Source organism: Microbacterium sp. 1.5R (assembly GCF_007667425.1).
Lineage (GTDB): Bacteria > Actinomycetota > Actinomycetes > Actinomycetales > Microbacteriaceae > Microbacterium.
Map to the genome: position 1 here is coordinate 557,025 of NZ_VDRC01000001.1, position 17,897 is coordinate 574,921.

Genomic DNA, 17,897 nt, shown 5'->3' on the forward strand with positions numbered 1-17,897 from the left:
CCGGTCAGCCGTGCGACCAGCGCGGGATGACGAGCGGAGTGCCCGACTCCGGATCGAGGATCACCCTGGCGTGGAGACCGAAGACATCGGCGACGAGCGATTCGGTGACGACGTCCTCCGGGCGGCCGGTGGCCACGACCGCTCCGTCTTTCATCGCGATGATGTGATCCGCGTACCGCGCGGCCTGGTTGAGATCGTGCAACACCGCCACGAGCGTGCTGCCCAGGGTGCGGTTCAGGGCGCGGCACAGCTCGAGCAGCTCGACCTGATGGCTGAGGTCGAGGTAGGTCGTCGGCTCGTCGAGCAGCAGGATGGGCGTCTGCTGGGCGAGGGCCACCGCCATCCAGACGCGCTGTCGCTGACCGCCGGACAGCTCGTCGACCATGCGACCGGAGAGGTGCCTCGTCCCGGTGGCGTCCATCGCCTCCGCGACGGCCGCCTCGTCCTCCGGCGTCCAGGGTGAGAACAGACGCTGGTGGGGGTAGCGTCCGCGCGACACGAGATCGATCACGCGGATGCCGTCGGGGGCGACGGGGCCCTGCGGCAGCAGACCGACCTCGCGGGCGACGTGCTTGGTGGGCAGCCGATGCAGACTCCGCCCATCGAGCAGGACCCGCCCTCCGGCCGGTTCGAGCAGCCGCGTGAGGCTCTTCAGCAGCGTCGACTTGCCGCAGGCGTTGGGGCCGACGATCACGGTGAACGCCCCGTCCGGGATCTCGACGGAGACGTCATCGCAGATGACCCTATCGGCGTACCCGAGCGTCGCCTCCTCGACGGTGAGACGTGTCATCTTCTCTTCCCCTCTCTCAGGAGCAGCCACAGGAAGTACAGTCCGCCGACCGAGACGGTCACGATGCCGACCGGCAACGGCGAGTCAGGATAGATCCGCTGCGCGACGACATCGGCCAGCAGCAGCAGGAGCGACCCGACGGCAGCGGTCGGCCCCAGCGCCAGCCCGTCGGAGCGGACGATGCGTCGCGCGATCTGCGGCGCCGCGAGCGCGATGAACGAGATGGATCCGACGGTCGCCGTCGCGAGCGCGGTGAGCCCCACCCCGATGATGATGGCGCTCACCTGCACGAGGCGCACGTTCGAACCGAGAGCCGTCGCGAACGGCACACCGATCTGCATGACGCGCATCGGGCGGCTCAGCGCGAGAGCGGCGAGTATGAACACCGCGGTTCCGGCGACGGTCGCCGCGACAGCGGGCCACGAGATCCCCGATAGATTCCCGGCGCCCCAGAGCCCGGCCATGATCGCATCCTCGACGGTGGCACTCAGCAGGATCCAGACGTTGACCGAGGCGAGCATCGCGCTCACGCCGATGCCGACGATGATGAGCCGCACTCCGCGCACCGCTCCGCCCTTCGACGCGAGGAAGAAGACGAGGAACGCCGTCACGACGCCGCCGGTGAGCGCGCCTCCCATCGTCGCCGCGGTGCCCCCGCCCAGCAGGAGCATCACGACGAGAGCTCCCGTGTAGGAGCCGGTCTGGAAGCCGATGACGTCCGGTGAGCCGAGCGGATTGCCGGTGAGGTTCTGGAAGATGGCACCGCTCATCGCGAGACAGGTTCCCAGCAGCACCGCCATGACGATGCGCGGCGCACGCCACTCCAGCACGAGCATGGTGGTGTAGTCGTCACCGCGTCCGACGAGAGCCGCGAGCGCCTCGGGCAGTGAGATCTGGGCGGACCCCGAGAACACCGCGAAGACGGCGAGCGCCGCTGTCGCGATCCACAGCCCCACGCACACGCGCAGCGAACGGGCGTCGACGACCAGCAGTGGCCGGTCGACGCGGCCGATGCGGAGCATCCGGCGCCCGAAATCGAGATCGCTCATGCGTCACACCTCCGAGACCCGGAAGCGTCGGACCATCCAGATGAGCACCGGGGCGCCGATGAATGCGGTGACGACGCCGACCGGCACCTCCCCCGCGGTGATCACCCGTCCGAGCACATCGGCGAATCCCAGCACCGTCGGGGCGATGAGCACCGAGTAGGCCATGATCCACCCCTGGTGCGGTCCGACGATCATGCGCGCGACGTGGGGAGCCAGCAGTCCGAGGAAGCCGATCGGTCCTGCGGCCGCTGTCGCACCCCCGGCCAGCAGCGCGACGGCGACAAGAGCCACCACGCGGATGCGATTCGGATGCGCACCCATCGCCACCGCAGACGCCTCGCCGAGCGACAGCACATCGAGTGCTCGGGAACTCGCCAGAGCGATCACGAGGCCGACGACGATGAACGGCACGATCGCCATCGTGTCGCCGAGCGGCTGGGATGCCGTGGTGCCGGCCGACCACCCGCGCATGCGTTCGAGGACCTCGGAGTTCGAGAGCAGGATGGCCGAGCTGAACCCCGTCAGCACCGCACCCAGGGCGACGCCGGAGAGCGTCATGCGAACGGGGTTGCCTCGAGCCGCTCCGGTGTTGCCGATCATGAACACCGCCACCGAGGTCAGCATCGCGCCGGCGAACGACCACCACATGTAGTGGGAGATGTCCGTCACCGCGAAGAACGCCAGCCCCGCCACGACCGCGAGCGAGGCGCCCGCGTTCACCCCGAGGATGCCGGGATCGGTCATCGGGTTGCGGGTGACGGCCTGCATGAGGGCCCCGGCGACACCGAGCGCGGCACCCGCCACGAGGACGAGAACCGTGCGCGGCACGCGCGACAACCACACTGTCTGCGAGATCGCGTCGTCGGGGTCCGGCTGCAGCAGCGCGTGCAGCACGTCGGGGGGAGCCACTGCGCGAGACCCGACCAGCATGCTCGCTGCGAGGGCGAGGACGCACAGGATCAGCAGCACCAGAAGGCCGATCCACCGACGGGGCACCGCGGCCTGCGTACCGGCTCTGCGCGGCGCGGCGAGCGAGACCTGCGACATCATGGGGACGATCGACGCCGGCGGAGAGGTCAGGCGACCTTGCCGGATGCCGACACGAGGTCGGCCACGTCGTTCAGCCACTGCGCGTAGGTCGACGCCGTCATGGCACCCTTCGAGCTCCACGCTCCGAGCTGATCGGCCTTCACCGCGGGAAGAGCGTCCCACAGCTCCGCCGAGAACGAGAAGTCGTCGGAGTACCCCTCGACGAGCAGGACGTCGGCCGGGTAGGTCGAGGCGTCCTCCCAGGCGACCTGGCCCCAGGGGTTACCGGTCTCCGGCGCGGCCGCACCGACGACCGTCGCGCCGAGCTCCGCGAGCAGGTCGGCCTGCGCGAAGCCGACGCCCGTGTACAGCATCTCCTTGGCGGGGCTTGCCAGCATGATGTTCAGGCCGTTGTCGGCGACCGCTGTGCGGACGGCCTCCTTCGCGGCCTCGAAGTCCTCGTCGGAGGCCAGGATCTCCTCGGACGCGACGTCGGCGCCGAAGAACTCCGCGATCTCCCTGGTGTCGGCGATGCGCCCATCGATCGTGTCCCCGCCCGGCAGGGCGACGAACGGTGCGACACGGGTGATCTGCGCGTTCACGTCCTCGTCGAACCACTGCCAGCCGTCGGCGGTCCCCTGCCCGACGATCGCATCGGGCCGCAGCTCCGCGAGCTTCTCGACGTCGATCTCGCCGTCCTTGCCGACGACCTCGATGTCACTGATGTCGGCATCCCCCATCACGAAGGGGTTGTCGCACTCGAAACCGAAGAGCGCGACGGGCTCGATGCCGTACTCGTGCAGCGAGCTGTACGCGTAGCAATCCATGACGATGTTCTCCGGCTGGGCGTCGAAGTCGATCTCGAGACCGTCGATCGACGGATGCGTGAGCGTGACGGCGTCACCGTCCGGTTGCCCCGCGGTCTCCGCGGAGGCGCACGAGGCGAGCAGCAGCGCGGATGCGGAGGCGAGGGCGGCGAGGGCGAGGCGGCGATTCACGGCATGACCAATTCTGTCGTCGGAAGGGATGCTCCGAGACTATCCAGTCGTGGTTAGGGTAGCCAAACCTAAGCCCGACTCTGGCGTGTCGTGCCTGTCAGCCGAGCTGCTCCGTCAGCTCGAACCAGCGGAGCTCCAGCTCCTCGATCTCCGACTCCTGCTCCCCGATCTTCTTCATCCGGTCGCCGAGTCCGGCGTAGTCCGACTGGTCGTGATCCGCGAGCGCGTGCTTGGCCTTGTCGACCTGGTCGGTGAGCTTCTGGATGCGCCGCTCCAGCGCGGCGACCTCCTTCTGCGCTGCGCGCAGCTCGGCGCCGTCCAGGCCGGTCGGCGCGGCCGCGGCATCCGCTCTGCTGCCGGCAGCGGGCGCCGCGTGCTGCAGCTGGCGCAGGCGCAGGTACTCGTCGACGCCGCCGGGAAGGTGACGCAGACGACCATCGAGGATCGCATACTGCTGGTCGGTGACCCGCTCGAGGAAGTACCGGTCGTGGCTGACGACGAGGAGGGTGCCCGACCAGGAGTCCAGGAGGTCCTCGATGGCCGCGAGCATGTCGGTGTCCATGTCGTTCGTCGGCTCGTCGAGGATCAGCACATTGGGCTGATCGAGCAGCACGAGGAGGAGCTGCAGCCGACGCTGCTGACCTCCGGAGAGGTCCTTCACAGGCGTCGAGAGTTGCGCGGACGAGAAGCCGAGACGCTCGAGCAGCTGCCCCGGCGTGAGGTCCTGCGCCTTGGATCCCGCCCCCATCGTGTACGAGGTGCGGAGGCCGGAGATCACGACGCGAACGGGGTCGTTCCAGAGCTGCTCGAGCTCGTCGAGGCGCTGCGTCAGCGTCTTCACCTTGACGGTGGTGCCACGTTTGATGCGCCCCTCCGTCGGCTCCACCGTTCCCGAGATGAGTCCGAGGAGGGTCGACTTGCCCGCGCCGTTCACGCCCAGGATGCCGGTGCGCTCGCCGGGCGCGATCCGCCACTCGACATCCGAGAGGATGCGCCTGCTGCCGCCGCCGTCGGTCGGATAGGCGACGCCGACGTCGAGCAGGTCGACGACGTCTTTGCCGAGCCGCGAGACCGCGAGAGACTGCAGCGACACCGCGTCGCGGATCTCCGGCACGTCGGCGATGAGCTCGTTGGCCGCGTCGATGCGGAACTTCGGCTTGCTGGTGCGGGCAGGCGCGCCTCGTCGCAGCCACGCGAGCTCCTTGCGGGCGAGGTTCTGCCGCTTCGCCTCTGTGGCCGCCGCCATGCGGTCGCGCTCCACCCGCTGCAGGATGTACGCCGCGTAGCCACCCTCGAACGGCTCGACGATGCGGTCGTGCACCTCCCACGTCTCAGTGCAGATCTCGTCCAGGAACCACCGGTCGTGCGTGACGACGAGGAGCGCGCCCGAGTTCGCGGCCCAGCGCCGCTTGAGGTGGCCGGCGAGCCACGTGATCGCCTCGACGTCGAGGTGGTTCGTGGGCTCGTCGAGCGCGATGACGTCCCAATCGCCCGCGAGCAGCTTCGCGAGCGACACACGCCGACGCTGGCCTCCGCTGAGCGAGCCGATGCGTGCGTCCCACGGCAGATCGGTCAGCAGCCCGGCGATGACATCGCGGACGCGCGCATCACCCGCCCACTCGTGCTCCGGGGTGTCGCCCACCACGGCCTCGGCGATCGTGACGTCGTCGCCGAGCGTGTCGGCCTGCGAGAGGACGCCGATCGTCGTGCCCCCGCGCACCGTGACGCGGCCGGAGTCGGGCTCCTTCGTCCCGGCGAGCATGCCGAGGAGGCTCGACTTGCCGTCGCCGTTGCGGCCGACGATGCCGATGCGGTCGCCCTCTTCGATGCCGAGGGTGACGGAGTCGAAGACGACCCTGGTCGCGTATTCGAGGTGCAGGGCTTCGGCCCCGAGAAGATGTGCCATGTCATCTTCCAGGGTAGTCGCGCGAGGCGAGGGTGCCGTGCGGGCGAGGTGGGTCGATCCGTGCGGGCGAGCGGGGGATGTCGAGCGGTACGTGTCGGGCGGCGGCGGTACGTGTCGGGTGTCGCCGGTGCGCGTCGGGTGTCTCACAGGGCAGACAGGTGCTCGATCCAGGTCACGGCGGCGAGCGCTTCACGACGCTGGAAATCGCGGAGCGTCGTCATACCGGGCGGTGCCGGCCACCGGCACTTCTCGAACCATCCCCCGCCGATGGCCGCGAGGAGAGAGACATGATCCTCCGTCGACGAACCGTCGAAGACCGGATGCGCGCGCAGCGCCTCGACGTCGGCTTCCGCATCCGCCACCCGGAGATCGAGAAGGTAGAGCAGGGCATCCTCCCACCCTCTTCCCCTGGCAGCCCATGGCCAATCGAGGAGGCGGGCCCGACCCGTCTCGTCCAGCAGGATGTTGTCGGATCGGAGATCACCGTGGACGAGGCGTTCTCCGGCCACCGCGGTGCCCACGCGTTCGGCCTGAGCCCGCAGGAAGTCGACGTTCGCCACGCACCAGGGCGTGGTGTCGTCGAGAAGCTCGCGCTCCTCCAGGCGCGCCCAGGACCCCGCGTCGTCCGCGAGCTCGTCGGCCAGTCGCGGCAGCGTCGCAGGCGGTGGCACGGCGCGGAATGCCGCGACAGCGTCGAGGACGAGCTCGGTGTCGCAGCGTGAGTCCTTTCGAGGATGCCGCCCCTCGACATCGTCGATGACGAGCACCGTCCACTCCCCCTGAGTGAACGCGTCGATCAGATGAGCCGCAGGAAGATTTGGAGGGATCAGGCGCAGGATGTCGGCTTCTCGGCGGTACAGGTCGAACGTGCCGGCAGACGAGGCATGCACCGCCTTGACGAAGAGACGCCGGCCGTTGCGGAAGGAAACACGCGAGGCCAGCCCGGCCGAGAACCCGCCGCTCTGGGTCTGCGCCTCACCGGCGACGGCCCCGGCGATGTCCTCGATCCGAGCGCGGATCTCGCCCGGGAGCTGTGACCATTCGAGCCGGACCATCGAGCCACCCTACCCGTCGGGCGCGGACCCACGCGGTCGCGAGGGTGCCGAGCGGGCGACGGCGAGGGTGCCGAGCGGGCGACGGCGAGGGTGCCGAGCGGGCGACCGCGGACGTTGCGCGGGCGACGGCGGGCGTTGCGGACGTTGCGCGAGCGGCGGCGGGCGTTGCGCGGGCGGCTCGCACCCGCGTCGCCCCTCGAGAACATCGGTATTCACTGCTGGCAAACATCGAATATCTGTTCGAATGTCGGTGGTCGGTGGTTGACTCAGGTCATGACAGCTCTCCTCGACGCGACGGACTCGCAGATGGCCGCCCTCGCCGGCCTCGTCGAGACGCTGCGCGTCGCTGATCAGACGCTGGCTGCCATGCAGGCAGCACGCGACGGGCTCCTTGCGATCGCCGGCAAACTCGCGCTCGACATCGCGAAGCAAGGCAGCCACCCCGACGGCGGCGACCACACGATCAGAGCGGTCGCCGCAGAGATCGGAGCGGTGCAGCGGGTGAGCGACCGCACCGTGGAGCGTCGGATTTCCGATGCGACCCTCCTCGTCGAGCAGTTCCCGACGGTGTGGGCGGCGCAGGGTGCGGGCCGACTCAGTGCCGCACATTCGCGAGTGATCGTCGATGCGGGCGCGCACCTCTCGGACGACGCCGATCGCGCCGCCTATGCCGCGCAGATGATCCCGCTCGCCGAGGAGCAGTCGCCGAACCGACTTCGACCGCTCGCCCGCCGAGTCGCAGAGCGATTCCTGGTGCGGTCCATCGATGAACGCCACCGAGACGCTCGGGCAAGTCGCCGAGTGTGGGTCACCGACGGCGAGGACGGGATGGCCGGCCTGCATGTGCACGCTCCAGCCGTGCTCGTTCACGGCATGTTCGATCGACTCTCTCAGGCGGCCCATGCCCTGCGCGACGAGAACCGCGCACTCGCTCGCGCGGCTACTCGCGAGGAGCATAAGCACGTGCGCGATGAGCGGATGCACCTACGCGATGAGCGGATGCACGGACGCGATGAGCGGACGGTCGACGAGATCCGGGCCGACCTGCTGACCGACCTCGTGCTCACCGGCGTGCCTGCGGGCCACGACACGACTGATGGCATGCTGGGGGCGATCCAGGCTCGTGTCGACATCACGGTGCCCGCGCTCACCCTCATCGGCGGCGAGGCTGCAGACGCGATGGGGGCGCCCCCAGCGGAGCTCGACGGCGCGATCCCGGTGGATGCCGAGACCGCCCGTGTCCTCGCGGGTGACGCCTCAGGGTGGAACCGCGTGCTCACCGATCCCGTGAGCGGGCGGATGCTCGCTGTCGATCGGTACCGACCCAGCGAGCACCTTCGGAGACACCTTCGCGCTCGCGATCAACGCTGTCGGTTCCCCGGCTGCGGTATCGCAGCGCGGAAATGCGATCTCGACCACAACCATGACGCGGCGACCGGCGGCGAAACCTGCGCCACGAATCTCGCTCATTTCTGCCGTCGCCATCACGTGCTGAAGCATCACTCCCCCTGGCACGTCGAGCAGTTGGGTGATGGCGTGCTGCGGTGGACGAGCCCGACCGGGCAGCACTACACGGACCACCCGCCCGCACCGAACACGGTGGTGTTCCGCGATGCCGATGCCGTTGCGGCGGTGCGCGACGCGGATCGGTTCTCAGCGAGCGGGCCCGGCTTCGACCTCCCGACAGCCGAGGTACCCTCGCGAATCCTGACGTCAGCGCCGGCGGCGCCGTTCTGAGAGGCGATTCGAGGATGCGGCTCTGAACAGGTCGCAGCACACCGGCATCCGCACCGCACCGCACCGCACCGCACCGCACCGCACCGCACCGCAGAGAACAGAAAAGAACAGAAGAGCCGCCCGGGTCTCTCGACCCGAGCGGCTCCCTCACACGACGAGCGCGTGTTCTGCGTGATTACTCGTACGACTTCACGATCTCGAGCAGGCTCGGGACGTTCGCGTACGCGTCAGCCGCGTTCTCCTTGGTCACGATGACCGGGTCGAGCAGGTAGGAGTCGACGACCTTGACACCGTTGTCGTAGGACTCGGTGTCGTTCACGTCGACCTCTTCGCCCTTCTGCAGCTCCTGGACCATCTTGATCGACTGCTGGACGAGCAGCGTGGTGTCCTTGTTGATCGTGGAGTACTGCACGCCCTCCATGATCGACTTCACAGACTCGACCTCGGAGTCCTGACCCGTGACGACCGGAACCGGCTTGCCGGCCTGCTGCACCGAGGTGATGATGGCGCGAGCGAGGGTGTCGTTCGGGGACAGCACGCCGTCGATCACCGTGTCACCGCTGTACGACGAGGTGAGGATCGTGTCCATACGGTTCTGCGCGTTCTCCGGCAGCCAGCCCTCGGTCGCGGTCTGGGCGATCGCGGTCTGACCCGAGACGACCTTCAGCGTGCCGTCGTCGATCTTCGGCTGCAGGACCTCCATGGCACCGTCGAAGAAGACCTTCGAGTTGGCGTCATCCGGCGAACCCGAGAACAGCTCGATGTTGTACGGGGCTTCGTGACCGGCGCGCTCGGCGAGGCCGTCGAGCAGGGCCTGGCCCTGCAGGTTGCCGACCTTGAAGTTGTCGAACGCGACGTAGTAGTCGACAGCCTCGGTGTTCTCGATCAGACGGTCGTACGCGATCACGTAGGCACCGGCATCCTTGGCCGCCTGCACCTGCGTGGCCAGCTGCTTGCCGTCCTTCGCACCGATGATGATGACCTTGGCGCCGTTGGTGACCATGGCCTGGATCTGGTTCTGCTGCTCCGCGACCGTGTTGCTGGCCGGGGCGTACTGCACGTCGGCCTTGAAGCCGGCCTTCTCCAGACCGTCGGTGAAGAGCTGGCCCGCAAGGACCCAGTTCTCACTGGTCTTGTCGGGAAGCGCGACGCCGATCGTTGCGTCGGCCGCGAAGCCCTTGGTGGCCTCCTCGCCCGAACCCGAGCCGGTGTCGCCGCCACGCTCGGCCGAGCAGCCGGTCAGGGCGAAGGCAGCCGTCGCGACGAGCGCTGTCGCTGTGACGATGATCTTCTTCATGTGATCTCTTTCTGTGTGATGTGACGGATCCTGCGTGCGAGCACTGCGCGAGGATTCGCTTACTCGCCCCGCGTCTTCTCGACGGGTGGGGCCTGGTAAGTCTTGTTGGGCTCGAAGACCGGCGACGCTTCTGGATCGTCCTTGCGACCCCAGCGACGCGTCATGAACCCGATGATCGACGGACGACCCTGCTGCTTGTTCCAGACATCGATGCCGACCGCGAGCAGGAGCACGAGGCCCTTGATCATCGAGACGACGTCGGCACCCTGGCCGAGCAGTGCGAGGCCGTTGTTGAGGAAGGCCATGACGAGACCACCGATGATCGAGCCGATCACGGTGCCGATACCGCCTGCGACGGCCGCGCCACCGATGAAGACCGATGCGATGGCGTCGAGCTCCCAGCCGGTGCCGTCGTTCGGGCCGGAGGCCTGCGAGCGAGCGACGAAGATCATGCCGGCGAGGGCGGCCATGACCGACATGTTCATCATGACGAAGAAGTCGACCCAGCGGTCCTTGACGCCCGACAGGCGAGCGGCCTGGCGGTTGCCGCCGACCGCGTAGATGTGACGTCCGAAGACGGTGTTGCGGGTGACGAACGAGTAGATGATGACGAGGGCGAGCAGGATGATGCCCGGAACCGGGAAGCTCGTGCCGGGGCGACCGGTCGCGAACATCCAGCCGGCGGCGAGCACGACGACCGAGAGCAGCACGACCTTGACGGTGCTGACCCACACGGGCGCCGAGTCGGAGCCCATCTTGTGCTGGATGCGGCGGGTGCGGATCTCCCAGAAGATGAGCCACGCGACACCGATGAGCGCGAGGATCATCGTCGGCACGTTGAACGGGAGCGGGAGCGCGATCTCCGGCAGGTAGCCGGTGCCGATGTACTGGAAGCCCTTGGGCACCGGGATCGTCTGCGCGTCGCCGATCCACTGCTGGGCGCCGCGGAAGAACAGCATGCCGGCAAGCGTCACGATGAACGCGGGAACCCCCACGTAGGCGACCCAGAAGCCCTGCCAGGCGCCGACCAGAGCTCCGACGGCGAGGCCGAGCAGGATCGCGGCCGGCCAGGGGAGATTCCACTCGGCCATCGACTTCGCCACGATGATGCCGGTGAACGCCGCCACCGAACCCACCGACAGGTCGATGTGGCCCATGATGATGACCATCACCATGCCGATCGCCAGGATCAGGATGAACGAGTACTGGTTGATGACGTTGATGACGTTGCCCGGGGTCAGCGTCGCACCGTTCGGACCGTTTCGCAGCAGCGTGAAGATCTCGAAGAGGACGATGATGACGATCAGGCTGCCGAGGATGCCGAACTGGCGCAGCGACGAGGTGCCGTTGCTTCCGAACATCTTGCGGATGTCGCCGAAGTGGAAGCCACGCTTCGTTGTCGTGAGGTCGGTGGTCATGCGGATGCTTTCTGAGTAGCGGAGGTCATGCTGCGCATGAGGGCCTCGGGTGTTGCCTGGTCGGCCGGGATGCAGTCGGTGACCCGACCTTCGAAGACGGTGTAGATGCGGTCGGAGATGCCGAGCAGCTCGGGCAGCTCGCTGGAGATGACGATGACGCCCTTGCCCTGCGAAGCGAGCTCGTTGATGATCGCGTAGATCTCGTACTTTGCTCCGACGTCGATGCCGCGGGTCGGCTCATCGAGGATCAGCAGGTCGGGGTCGGTGAACATCCACTTCGCGAGGACGACCTTCTGCTGATTGCCACCCGACAGCTTGCCCACGCCCTCCTCGACCGACGGCGTCTTGATGCGCAGCGCCTTGCGGTAGCGCTCGGCGACCGAGAACTCCTCGCGCTCGTCGACCACGCCGCGGTGGGTGATCTTCGACAGCTTGGCGGCGACGACGGAGCGCTTGATCGTGTCGAGCAGGTTGAGTCCGAGCACCTTGCGGTCCTCGCTCACATAGGCGAGGCCGTGCTTGATCGCCGACGAGACGTCGGGGATGACGACCTCCTGGCCGTCCTTGATGATCGTGCCGGACTGGAAGTTGCCGTACGAACGGCCGAACAGGCTCATCATGAACTCGGTGCGGCCGGCGCCCATGAGGCCGGCGATGCCCACGACCTCGCCGCGGCGGACGTCGATGCTCGACCCCTTGACGACCATGCGCTCGGCGACCGACGGGTGCTGCACCCACCAGTCCTTGACCTCGAAGAAGACCTCTCCGATCTCCGGTGTGCGATCAGGGTAGCGGCTCTCGAGCGAGCGACCCACCATTCCGCGGATGATCCGGTCCTCGTTGATCTCGCCGCGCGAGATGTCGAGCGTCTCGACCGTGCGGCCGTCGCGGATGATCGTGATCTCGTCGGCGATCTGCTCGATCTCGTTGAGCTTGTGGCTGATCATGATCGAGGCGATCCCCTTGGCCTTGAGGCCGAGGATCAGGTCGAGCAGATGCTGGGAGTCGTTCTCATTGAGCGCGGCGGTCGGCTCGTCGAGGATGAGCAGCTTGACATCCTTGTTGAGCGCCTTCGCGATCTCGATGAGCTGCTGCTTGCCGACACCGAGCGTCTTGATCGCGACGTCCGGGTCTTCCTTGAGGCCGACGCGGGCCAGCAGCTCGGTGGCCCGCTGACGCTGGGCCTGCCAGTCGATGCGGCCGAACCGGCGGATCTCGTTGCCGAGGAAGATGTTCTCGGTGATCGACAGCTCGGGGATGAGCGCGAGCTCCTGGTGGATGATCGCGATGCCCGCCTGCTCGCTCGCAGCGATGTCGCGGAAGCGCTGCTCCTCGCCGTACAGCAGGATCTCGCCCTCGTAGGAGCCGTAGGGGTACACCCCCGACAGCACCTTCATGAGGGTGGACTTGCCTGCGCCGTTCTCCCCGCAGATGGCGTGGATCTCGCCCGCGCGAACGGTGATGGAGACGTCAGAAAGCGCCTTGACTCCCGGGAATTCCTTGGTGATGCTGCGCATCTCCAGGATCGGGCCAGACACGACCGGCAACGTTGCTGTGGTGCTCACGGATCTTCCTCGCTACGTGCGGCCACCGTCGATGTGACCGTTCACATTGGTACATAGTCTACGCTCCCCGAGGCGGTGTCAAGACCACGGTGCGAATTGTTGGCTTATCGAGCCGCGGCCGATTCGCGGGTGCGCAGCGTCGTCTGCAGCGCCCCGAACACCGGGGGGTCCTCCCCGCGGATCTGCGCCAGCAACAGCCGCACGGCACGGCGCCCGAGCTCAGGGAAATCCTGGTGCACGGTCGTCAGAGTCGGCGCGACGTGCGCCGAGACGGGGATGTCGTCGAAGCCGACGACGCTCACGTCCTCGGGCACGCGGATGCCCGCATCACGGAACCCGTGCATGAGACCGATCGCCATCTGGTCGTTGGCCACGAAGATCGCCGTGAAGTCCCGACGGCGCGCCAGCTCCTGCCCGGCGAAGTAGCCGAAGTCGGCGGTCCAGTCGCCGCGGATCGGCGGGAACGTCGGCAGGTCGGCCTCGCGGAGCGCCTCCAGGTAGCCGCGCATGCGCGACTCGGCCTCGATCCAGTCCTGCGGTCCGGCCAGGTGGATGATGTCGCTGTGCCCGAGGGTGATGAGGTGCTCGGTCGCGGTGCGCGCCCCGGCGACCTGGTCGGCCGACAGGCTCACCCCGTCGGAGCCGGACGCGGATTGGAGGGAGACGAACGGGGTGTCGCTCGCCATCGCCCGCAGCACGTGGAACACCCGCACCTGCGGGGCGAGCACGACGATGCCGTCGACCTGCTCGCGGGCCAGCTGCCGCAGCGCACTGCCGATCGCCTCCGGCGACGTCGCCGACAGATTGAGGGTCGAGACGGAGTACCCCTCCTCACGAGCCGCGTCCTCGATGCCGACGATCGATGAGGTGGGGCCGAACTCCCCCACCGTCGCCGACAGGATGCCGAGCATGTTCGACTTGCTCGTGACGAGAGCGCGTGCGGCGAGGTTCGGCCGATAGTCGAGCACCGAGATCGCGTCGAGGACCTTCGCCTTTGTCTCCGGGCGGATGCTGGGGTGATCGTTCAGCACACGAGAGACGGTCTGATGCGAGACGCCGGCGAGCCGGGCGACGTCGCGGATGCTCGGCATCCTGGCGCGTTCGGAGGCAGTCGACACCGCAGGCCTCCTTGCATGTGCACGGTCACATCGTCACCCCATTATGTATCCACGGGCGGGTGAACGCACTTCGATGACCGGCCGGTGGTCACCCGCGAGCGACGATGAGAGGCTGCGGAGGGCCGGGCGTCAGCCGACGATCCGGGCACCCGCGACGGGACCGTGCACGTGCATCGAGTCGATGCCCTGCGCGTCGAGAGAGGCCTGCACCGCGCGCGCGGCGTCCGCGTCGGCGCAGAGCAGGGCGACAGTCGGCCCCGAGCCCGACACGACGCCCTGCAGCGCGCCGGCATCGATCCCGCGGAGGATCGTCGTCTCGAGCTCGGGCCGTTCGTGCAGCGCGGCATCCTGCAGATCGTTGTAGATACTCTCGGAGAGCAGATCCGGGTCACCGGAGCGGAGGGCCTGCAGCACCGGGATCGGCACGTCGAGGGAGAGCGGCGGATCGTCGGCCAACGCACCCTCCTCCTCGCGGAGCGCGTCGAGTCGCGCGTACACGAGCGGCGTCGACAGGCCCTCGTCACTCGGCACCAGCACCCAGTCGAAACGTCCGCGCGCGAGCGCGGGGTGCAACTGGTCACCGCGCCCCGTACCCACTGCGGTGCCCCCGTGCAGCGCGAACGGGACATCAGCGCCCAGGCGAGCCGCGAGCTCGTGCAGACGCGCGCTCGAGAAGCCGGTGCCCCACAGAGCGTCGCAGGCGACGAGCGCCGCCGCAGCATCCGCAGATCCTCCGCCCATGCCGCCGGCCACGGGAACGCTCTTGCGGATCTCGAGGGCGACACCGCCGTGGTAGTCGGCGGCCGATGCGAGCAGCTTGGCCGCACGCATCGCGAGGTTGCGGTCATCGAGCGGCACGGTGTCGGGGTCGTCGACGCCCGAGACCGTGAGCGAGAAGTCCTCGGCATGCCGTGCGATGACGTCCTCGTACAGCGACACCGCCTGGAAGACGGTCGCCAGCGCGTGGTATCCGTCCTCATGACGGCCGCCCACGCCGAGATAGACGTTGATCTTGCCCGGTGCACGCACGTGCACGGAATCGGCGGGGGCGGCGAACGTCATGGCAGCACCGTCAGAGCTTGGCGGAGGTCGCCCAGAGGTCGACGTCGATCGAACCCGAGAGCTCGTCGATGCGCGACAGCTCCTCGTCGGTGAAGGCGGGGCCGCCTACGGCGGCGATGTTCTCGTCGAGCTGCTCCGGTCGCGAGGCCCCGATCAGCGCCGACGCGACGACCGGGTTGCGCAGGGTCCACTGCAGCGCGAGCTGGGCGAGGGACTGGCCGCGGTCGCGGGCGATCTCGTTCAGCGATCGCAGGATCTGCAGTGCCTCGTCACCGAGCGGGGCGTCGGGCAGTGATCCGCGCTTCTGCGCACGATCCGCCGTGCCATCGCCGAGGTACTTGTCGGTCAGGAGCCCCTGGGCGAGGGGCGTGAAGGCGATCGCGCCGAGACCCGACTTCTCGAGCGTCTCGGTGAGTCCGTCCTCCACCCAGCGGTTGAGGATCGAGTACGCGGGTTGATGGATCACGAGCGGGGTGCCCAGATCCTTCGCCACCGCGACGGCCTCCGCCGTGCGCTCGGCACCGTAAGAGGAGATGCCGACGTACAGCGCCTTGCCCTGACGGACCAGGGTGTCGAGAGCACCGATCGTCTCTGCGACCGGCGTGACCGGGTCTGCCCGGTGCGAGTAGAAGATGTCGACGTAGTCGAGACCCATCCGGGTCAGCGACTGCTCGGCGCTCGCGAGGATGTACTTGCGGCTGGCGAAGTCGCCGTACGGACCCGGCCACATGTCCCACCCGGCCTTCGACGAGATGATGAGCTCGTCGCGGTACGGGCGGAAGTCTTCGGCGAAGATGCGACCGAAGTTCTTCTCGGCCGACCCGTAGGGCGGGCCGTAGTTGTTGGCGAGGTCGAAGTGGGTGATCCCGCGATCGAACGCATGACGCAGCAGCGTGCGCTGGTTGTCGAGCGGGATGTTGTCGCCGAAGTTCCACCAGAGACCCAGGGAGATCGGCGGCAGGTACAGGCCGGACGAGCCGACCTGTCGGTACTCGAACTGTCCGTAGCGGCCTTCATCGGCGGCGTACGGGCGGTGGAGCTCGGGGATGTTCGGACGGAAGCGCGGAGAGTCGGTCACAGTGCCAGATTAGTCTGACGCGGCCGCCACGCCGACGGCGTTGACCTGCTGCGCGACCCGCTGGTAGTCGTCGACCGTGAGGTCCTCCCCCCGCGCGGTGGGAGCGACCCCCGCCGCGATGAGGGCGTCGGACGCGGCCGCCGAGCTCCCGAAGACCCCGGAGAGGGCCTGACGCAGCATCTTGCGACGCTGGTTGAAGGCGGCATCCACGATCCGGAAGGTCTGTCGACGCTCGTCCTCCGAGCCCCGCTCGCCCTCTGAACGGTCGAACCCGACCAGCAGGCTGTCGACGTTCGGCACCGGCCAGAACACCTGACGCGACACCGTGCCCGCGAGCTTCCACTCGCCGTACCAGGCAGCCTTGACGCTGGGCGACCCGTAGATCTTGGATCCCGGCTTCGCGGCGAGGCGCTCCGCCACCTCGGCCTGGACCATCACGACACCGCGCTGCAGGTACGGGAAAGTCTCGAGGAAGTGCAGCAGCACCGGCACCGACACGTTGTACGGCAGGTTGGCGACCAGCACCGTCGGCTCGCCGGGGAGCTCGGTGACGCGCATCGCGTCGGCATCCACCACCGTCAGGCGATCGGACTCGACACCGTGGTCGACAGCCGTCTGCGGCAGCCGCGCGGCCAGTCGGTGGTCGATCTCGACGGCCGTCACCGCGGCGCCGGTCTCGAGGATGGCCAGCGTCAGCGAGCCGAGCCCAGGCCCGATCTCGACGACGCGCTCTCCCGCATCCACCCGCGCAGCCTGCACGATCTTGCGGACCGTGTTGGCGTCGACGACGAAGTTCTGCCCGAGCTTCTTCGTCGGGGTGACGTCGAGCTCGGCGGCGAGGCGGCGGATCTCGGTGGCGCCGAGCAGGGTGACGGTCATTGGTCCATTCTCCCCCACGGCGGAGCGCGCCTCAGTCGTCGCCGAAGGAGCCGTAGACGCGGATCGTGTTCGCGGCGAGCTGTGCGCACAGCTCGTCGACGTCGAGTCCGAGCTCAGCGGCCATGAAGCGCACCGTGATCGGCACCAGGTAGGGCGCGTTCGGGCGTCCTCTCAGCGGCGTCGGCGTGAGGAACGGCGCATCGGTCTCGACGAGGATGCGATCGAGCGGCGTGACCTTCAGGGCGTCGCGCAGGTTCTGCGCGTTCTTGAACGTCACGTTGCCCGCGAACGACAGGTGGTAGCCGGCATCCGCACACACCCGCGCCATCGCGTCGTCGCCCGAGAAGCAGTGGAACACCGTCTTCTCCGGCGCGCCCGCCCTGGCCAACGTCTCGAGAACGGCGTCATGCGCGTCGCGGTCGTGGATCTGCATGGCGATGCCGTGCTTCTTCGCGAGTGCGATGTGCGCCTCGAACGACGCGAACTGCGGAGCGCGACGGTCGGGCTCGGTGCGGAAGAAGTCCAGCCCCGTCTCGCCGATCGCCCGGGTGCGCGGATGCGCCGCGAGTTCGTCGATGACGGCCAGCGCCTCGTCGAGACGCCCCTCCTCGGCGTACGTCGGGGCATCGTTCGGGTGGATCGCCACCGCGGCCAGCACTCGACGATCGGATGCCGCGGCCTCGACCGCCCATCGCGAGGACTCGATGTCACCGGACGCCTGGATCACCCCGGCGATGCCGACGGCCTCCGCCCGGTCGAGCTGCTCGGTCAGCGACAGCGGTTCGTCGCCGTCGAGGATCTCGAGGTGCGCGTGGTTGTCGTATACGGGGACGGCGAGGGGCTCAGGGGCCGCGGGGTACCGCAGATCCTTGCGCCCGTCGCCGTCACGCCGCTGCACGTAGGTCTCCGGCACGGA

Annotated in this window: 15 protein-coding genes; 1 reads left to right on the forward strand and 14 read right to left on the reverse strand. The window is 68.3% G+C overall.

The window, feature by feature from the left end:
• Positions 1–4: 4 nt before the first annotated feature.
• The 6 genes from FSY98_RS02760 to FSY98_RS02785 form a co-directional block, all read right to left on the reverse strand.
• Complete coding sequence (locus FSY98_RS02760) at positions 5–790, reverse strand: ABC transporter ATP-binding protein (RefSeq protein WP_144873770.1); 786 nt, start codon at positions 788–790, stop codon at positions 5–7.
• Positions 787–1,839, reverse strand: coding sequence for an iron chelate uptake ABC transporter family permease subunit (locus FSY98_RS02765; RefSeq protein ID WP_144873772.1), 1,053 nt, complete (start codon positions 1,837–1,839; stop codon positions 787–789). Before FSY98_RS02765 ends, FSY98_RS02760 begins: the two co-directional genes overlap by 4 nt.
• A gap of 3 nt (positions 1,840–1,842) precedes the next feature.
• Positions 1,843–2,886, reverse strand: a complete 1,044-nt coding sequence (locus tag FSY98_RS02770) for an iron ABC transporter permease (RefSeq protein ID WP_260857236.1) — start codon at positions 2,884–2,886, stop codon at positions 1,843–1,845.
• 29 nt (positions 2,887–2,915) lie between these two features.
• Positions 2,916–3,866, reverse strand: a complete 951-nt coding sequence (locus FSY98_RS02775) for an ABC transporter substrate-binding protein (RefSeq protein WP_144873776.1) — start codon at positions 3,864–3,866, stop codon at positions 2,916–2,918.
• 97 nt (positions 3,867–3,963) lie between these two features.
• Entirely contained in the window at positions 3,964–5,772 is a 1,809-nt protein-coding gene (locus tag FSY98_RS02780) for an ABC-F family ATP-binding cassette domain-containing protein (protein ID WP_144873778.1), read from the reverse strand.
• 143 nt (positions 5,773–5,915) lie between these two features.
• Positions 5,916–6,827 (reverse strand): phosphotransferase, encoded by a 912-nt coding sequence (locus FSY98_RS02785; RefSeq protein ID WP_144873779.1) that lies wholly within the window; start codon positions 6,825–6,827, stop codon positions 5,916–5,918.
• A gap of 273 nt (positions 6,828–7,100) precedes the next feature.
• On the opposite strand from FSY98_RS02785, the gene FSY98_RS02790 reads away from it, so the two are divergent.
• Complete coding sequence (locus FSY98_RS02790) at positions 7,101–8,564, forward strand: HNH endonuclease signature motif containing protein (RefSeq protein ID WP_144873781.1); 1,464 nt, start codon at positions 7,101–7,103, stop codon at positions 8,562–8,564.
• 175 nt (positions 8,565–8,739) lie between these two features.
• On the opposite strand, the gene FSY98_RS02795 is transcribed toward FSY98_RS02790, so the two are convergent.
• The 8 genes from FSY98_RS02795 to FSY98_RS02830 form a co-directional block, all read right to left on the reverse strand.
• Entirely contained in the window at positions 8,740–9,861 is a 1,122-nt protein-coding gene (locus FSY98_RS02795; RefSeq protein WP_144873783.1) for a sugar-binding protein, read from the reverse strand.
• A 59-nt stretch (positions 9,862–9,920) separates the two neighbouring features.
• Positions 9,921–11,279, reverse strand: coding sequence for a multiple monosaccharide ABC transporter permease (gene mmsB, locus FSY98_RS02800; protein WP_144873785.1), 1,359 nt, complete (start codon positions 11,277–11,279; stop codon positions 9,921–9,923).
• Positions 11,276–12,796 (reverse strand): multiple monosaccharide ABC transporter ATP-binding protein, encoded by a 1,521-nt coding sequence (gene mmsA, locus FSY98_RS02805; RefSeq protein WP_186307631.1) that lies wholly within the window; start codon positions 12,794–12,796, stop codon positions 11,276–11,278. Before mmsA ends, mmsB begins: the two co-directional genes overlap by 4 nt.
• 152 nt (positions 12,797–12,948) lie before the next feature.
• Positions 12,949–13,962 (reverse strand): LacI family DNA-binding transcriptional regulator, encoded by a 1,014-nt coding sequence (locus tag FSY98_RS02810; RefSeq protein ID WP_396652317.1) that lies wholly within the window; start codon positions 13,960–13,962, stop codon positions 12,949–12,951.
• Between the two features lie 129 nt (positions 13,963–14,091).
• Positions 14,092–15,024: a 4-(cytidine 5'-diphospho)-2-C-methyl-D-erythritol kinase gene (locus FSY98_RS02815; protein ID WP_144873787.1), complete on the reverse strand. Its 933-nt coding sequence runs from the start codon at positions 15,022–15,024 to the stop codon at positions 14,092–14,094.
• Positions 15,025–15,034: 10 nt separating this feature from the next.
• Positions 15,035–16,102: an aldo/keto reductase gene (locus FSY98_RS02820; RefSeq protein ID WP_144873789.1), complete on the reverse strand. Its 1,068-nt coding sequence runs from the start codon at positions 16,100–16,102 to the stop codon at positions 15,035–15,037.
• A gap of 9 nt (positions 16,103–16,111) precedes the next feature.
• Complete coding sequence (gene rsmA, locus FSY98_RS02825) at positions 16,112–16,981, reverse strand: 16S rRNA (adenine(1518)-N(6)/adenine(1519)-N(6))-dimethyltransferase RsmA (protein WP_144873791.1); 870 nt, start codon at positions 16,979–16,981, stop codon at positions 16,112–16,114.
• Between the two features lie 31 nt (positions 16,982–17,012).
• Positions 17,013–17,894, reverse strand: a complete 882-nt coding sequence (locus tag FSY98_RS02830; protein WP_186307526.1) for a TatD family hydrolase — start codon at positions 17,892–17,894, stop codon at positions 17,013–17,015.
• Positions 17,895–17,897: the final 3 nt, after the last annotated feature.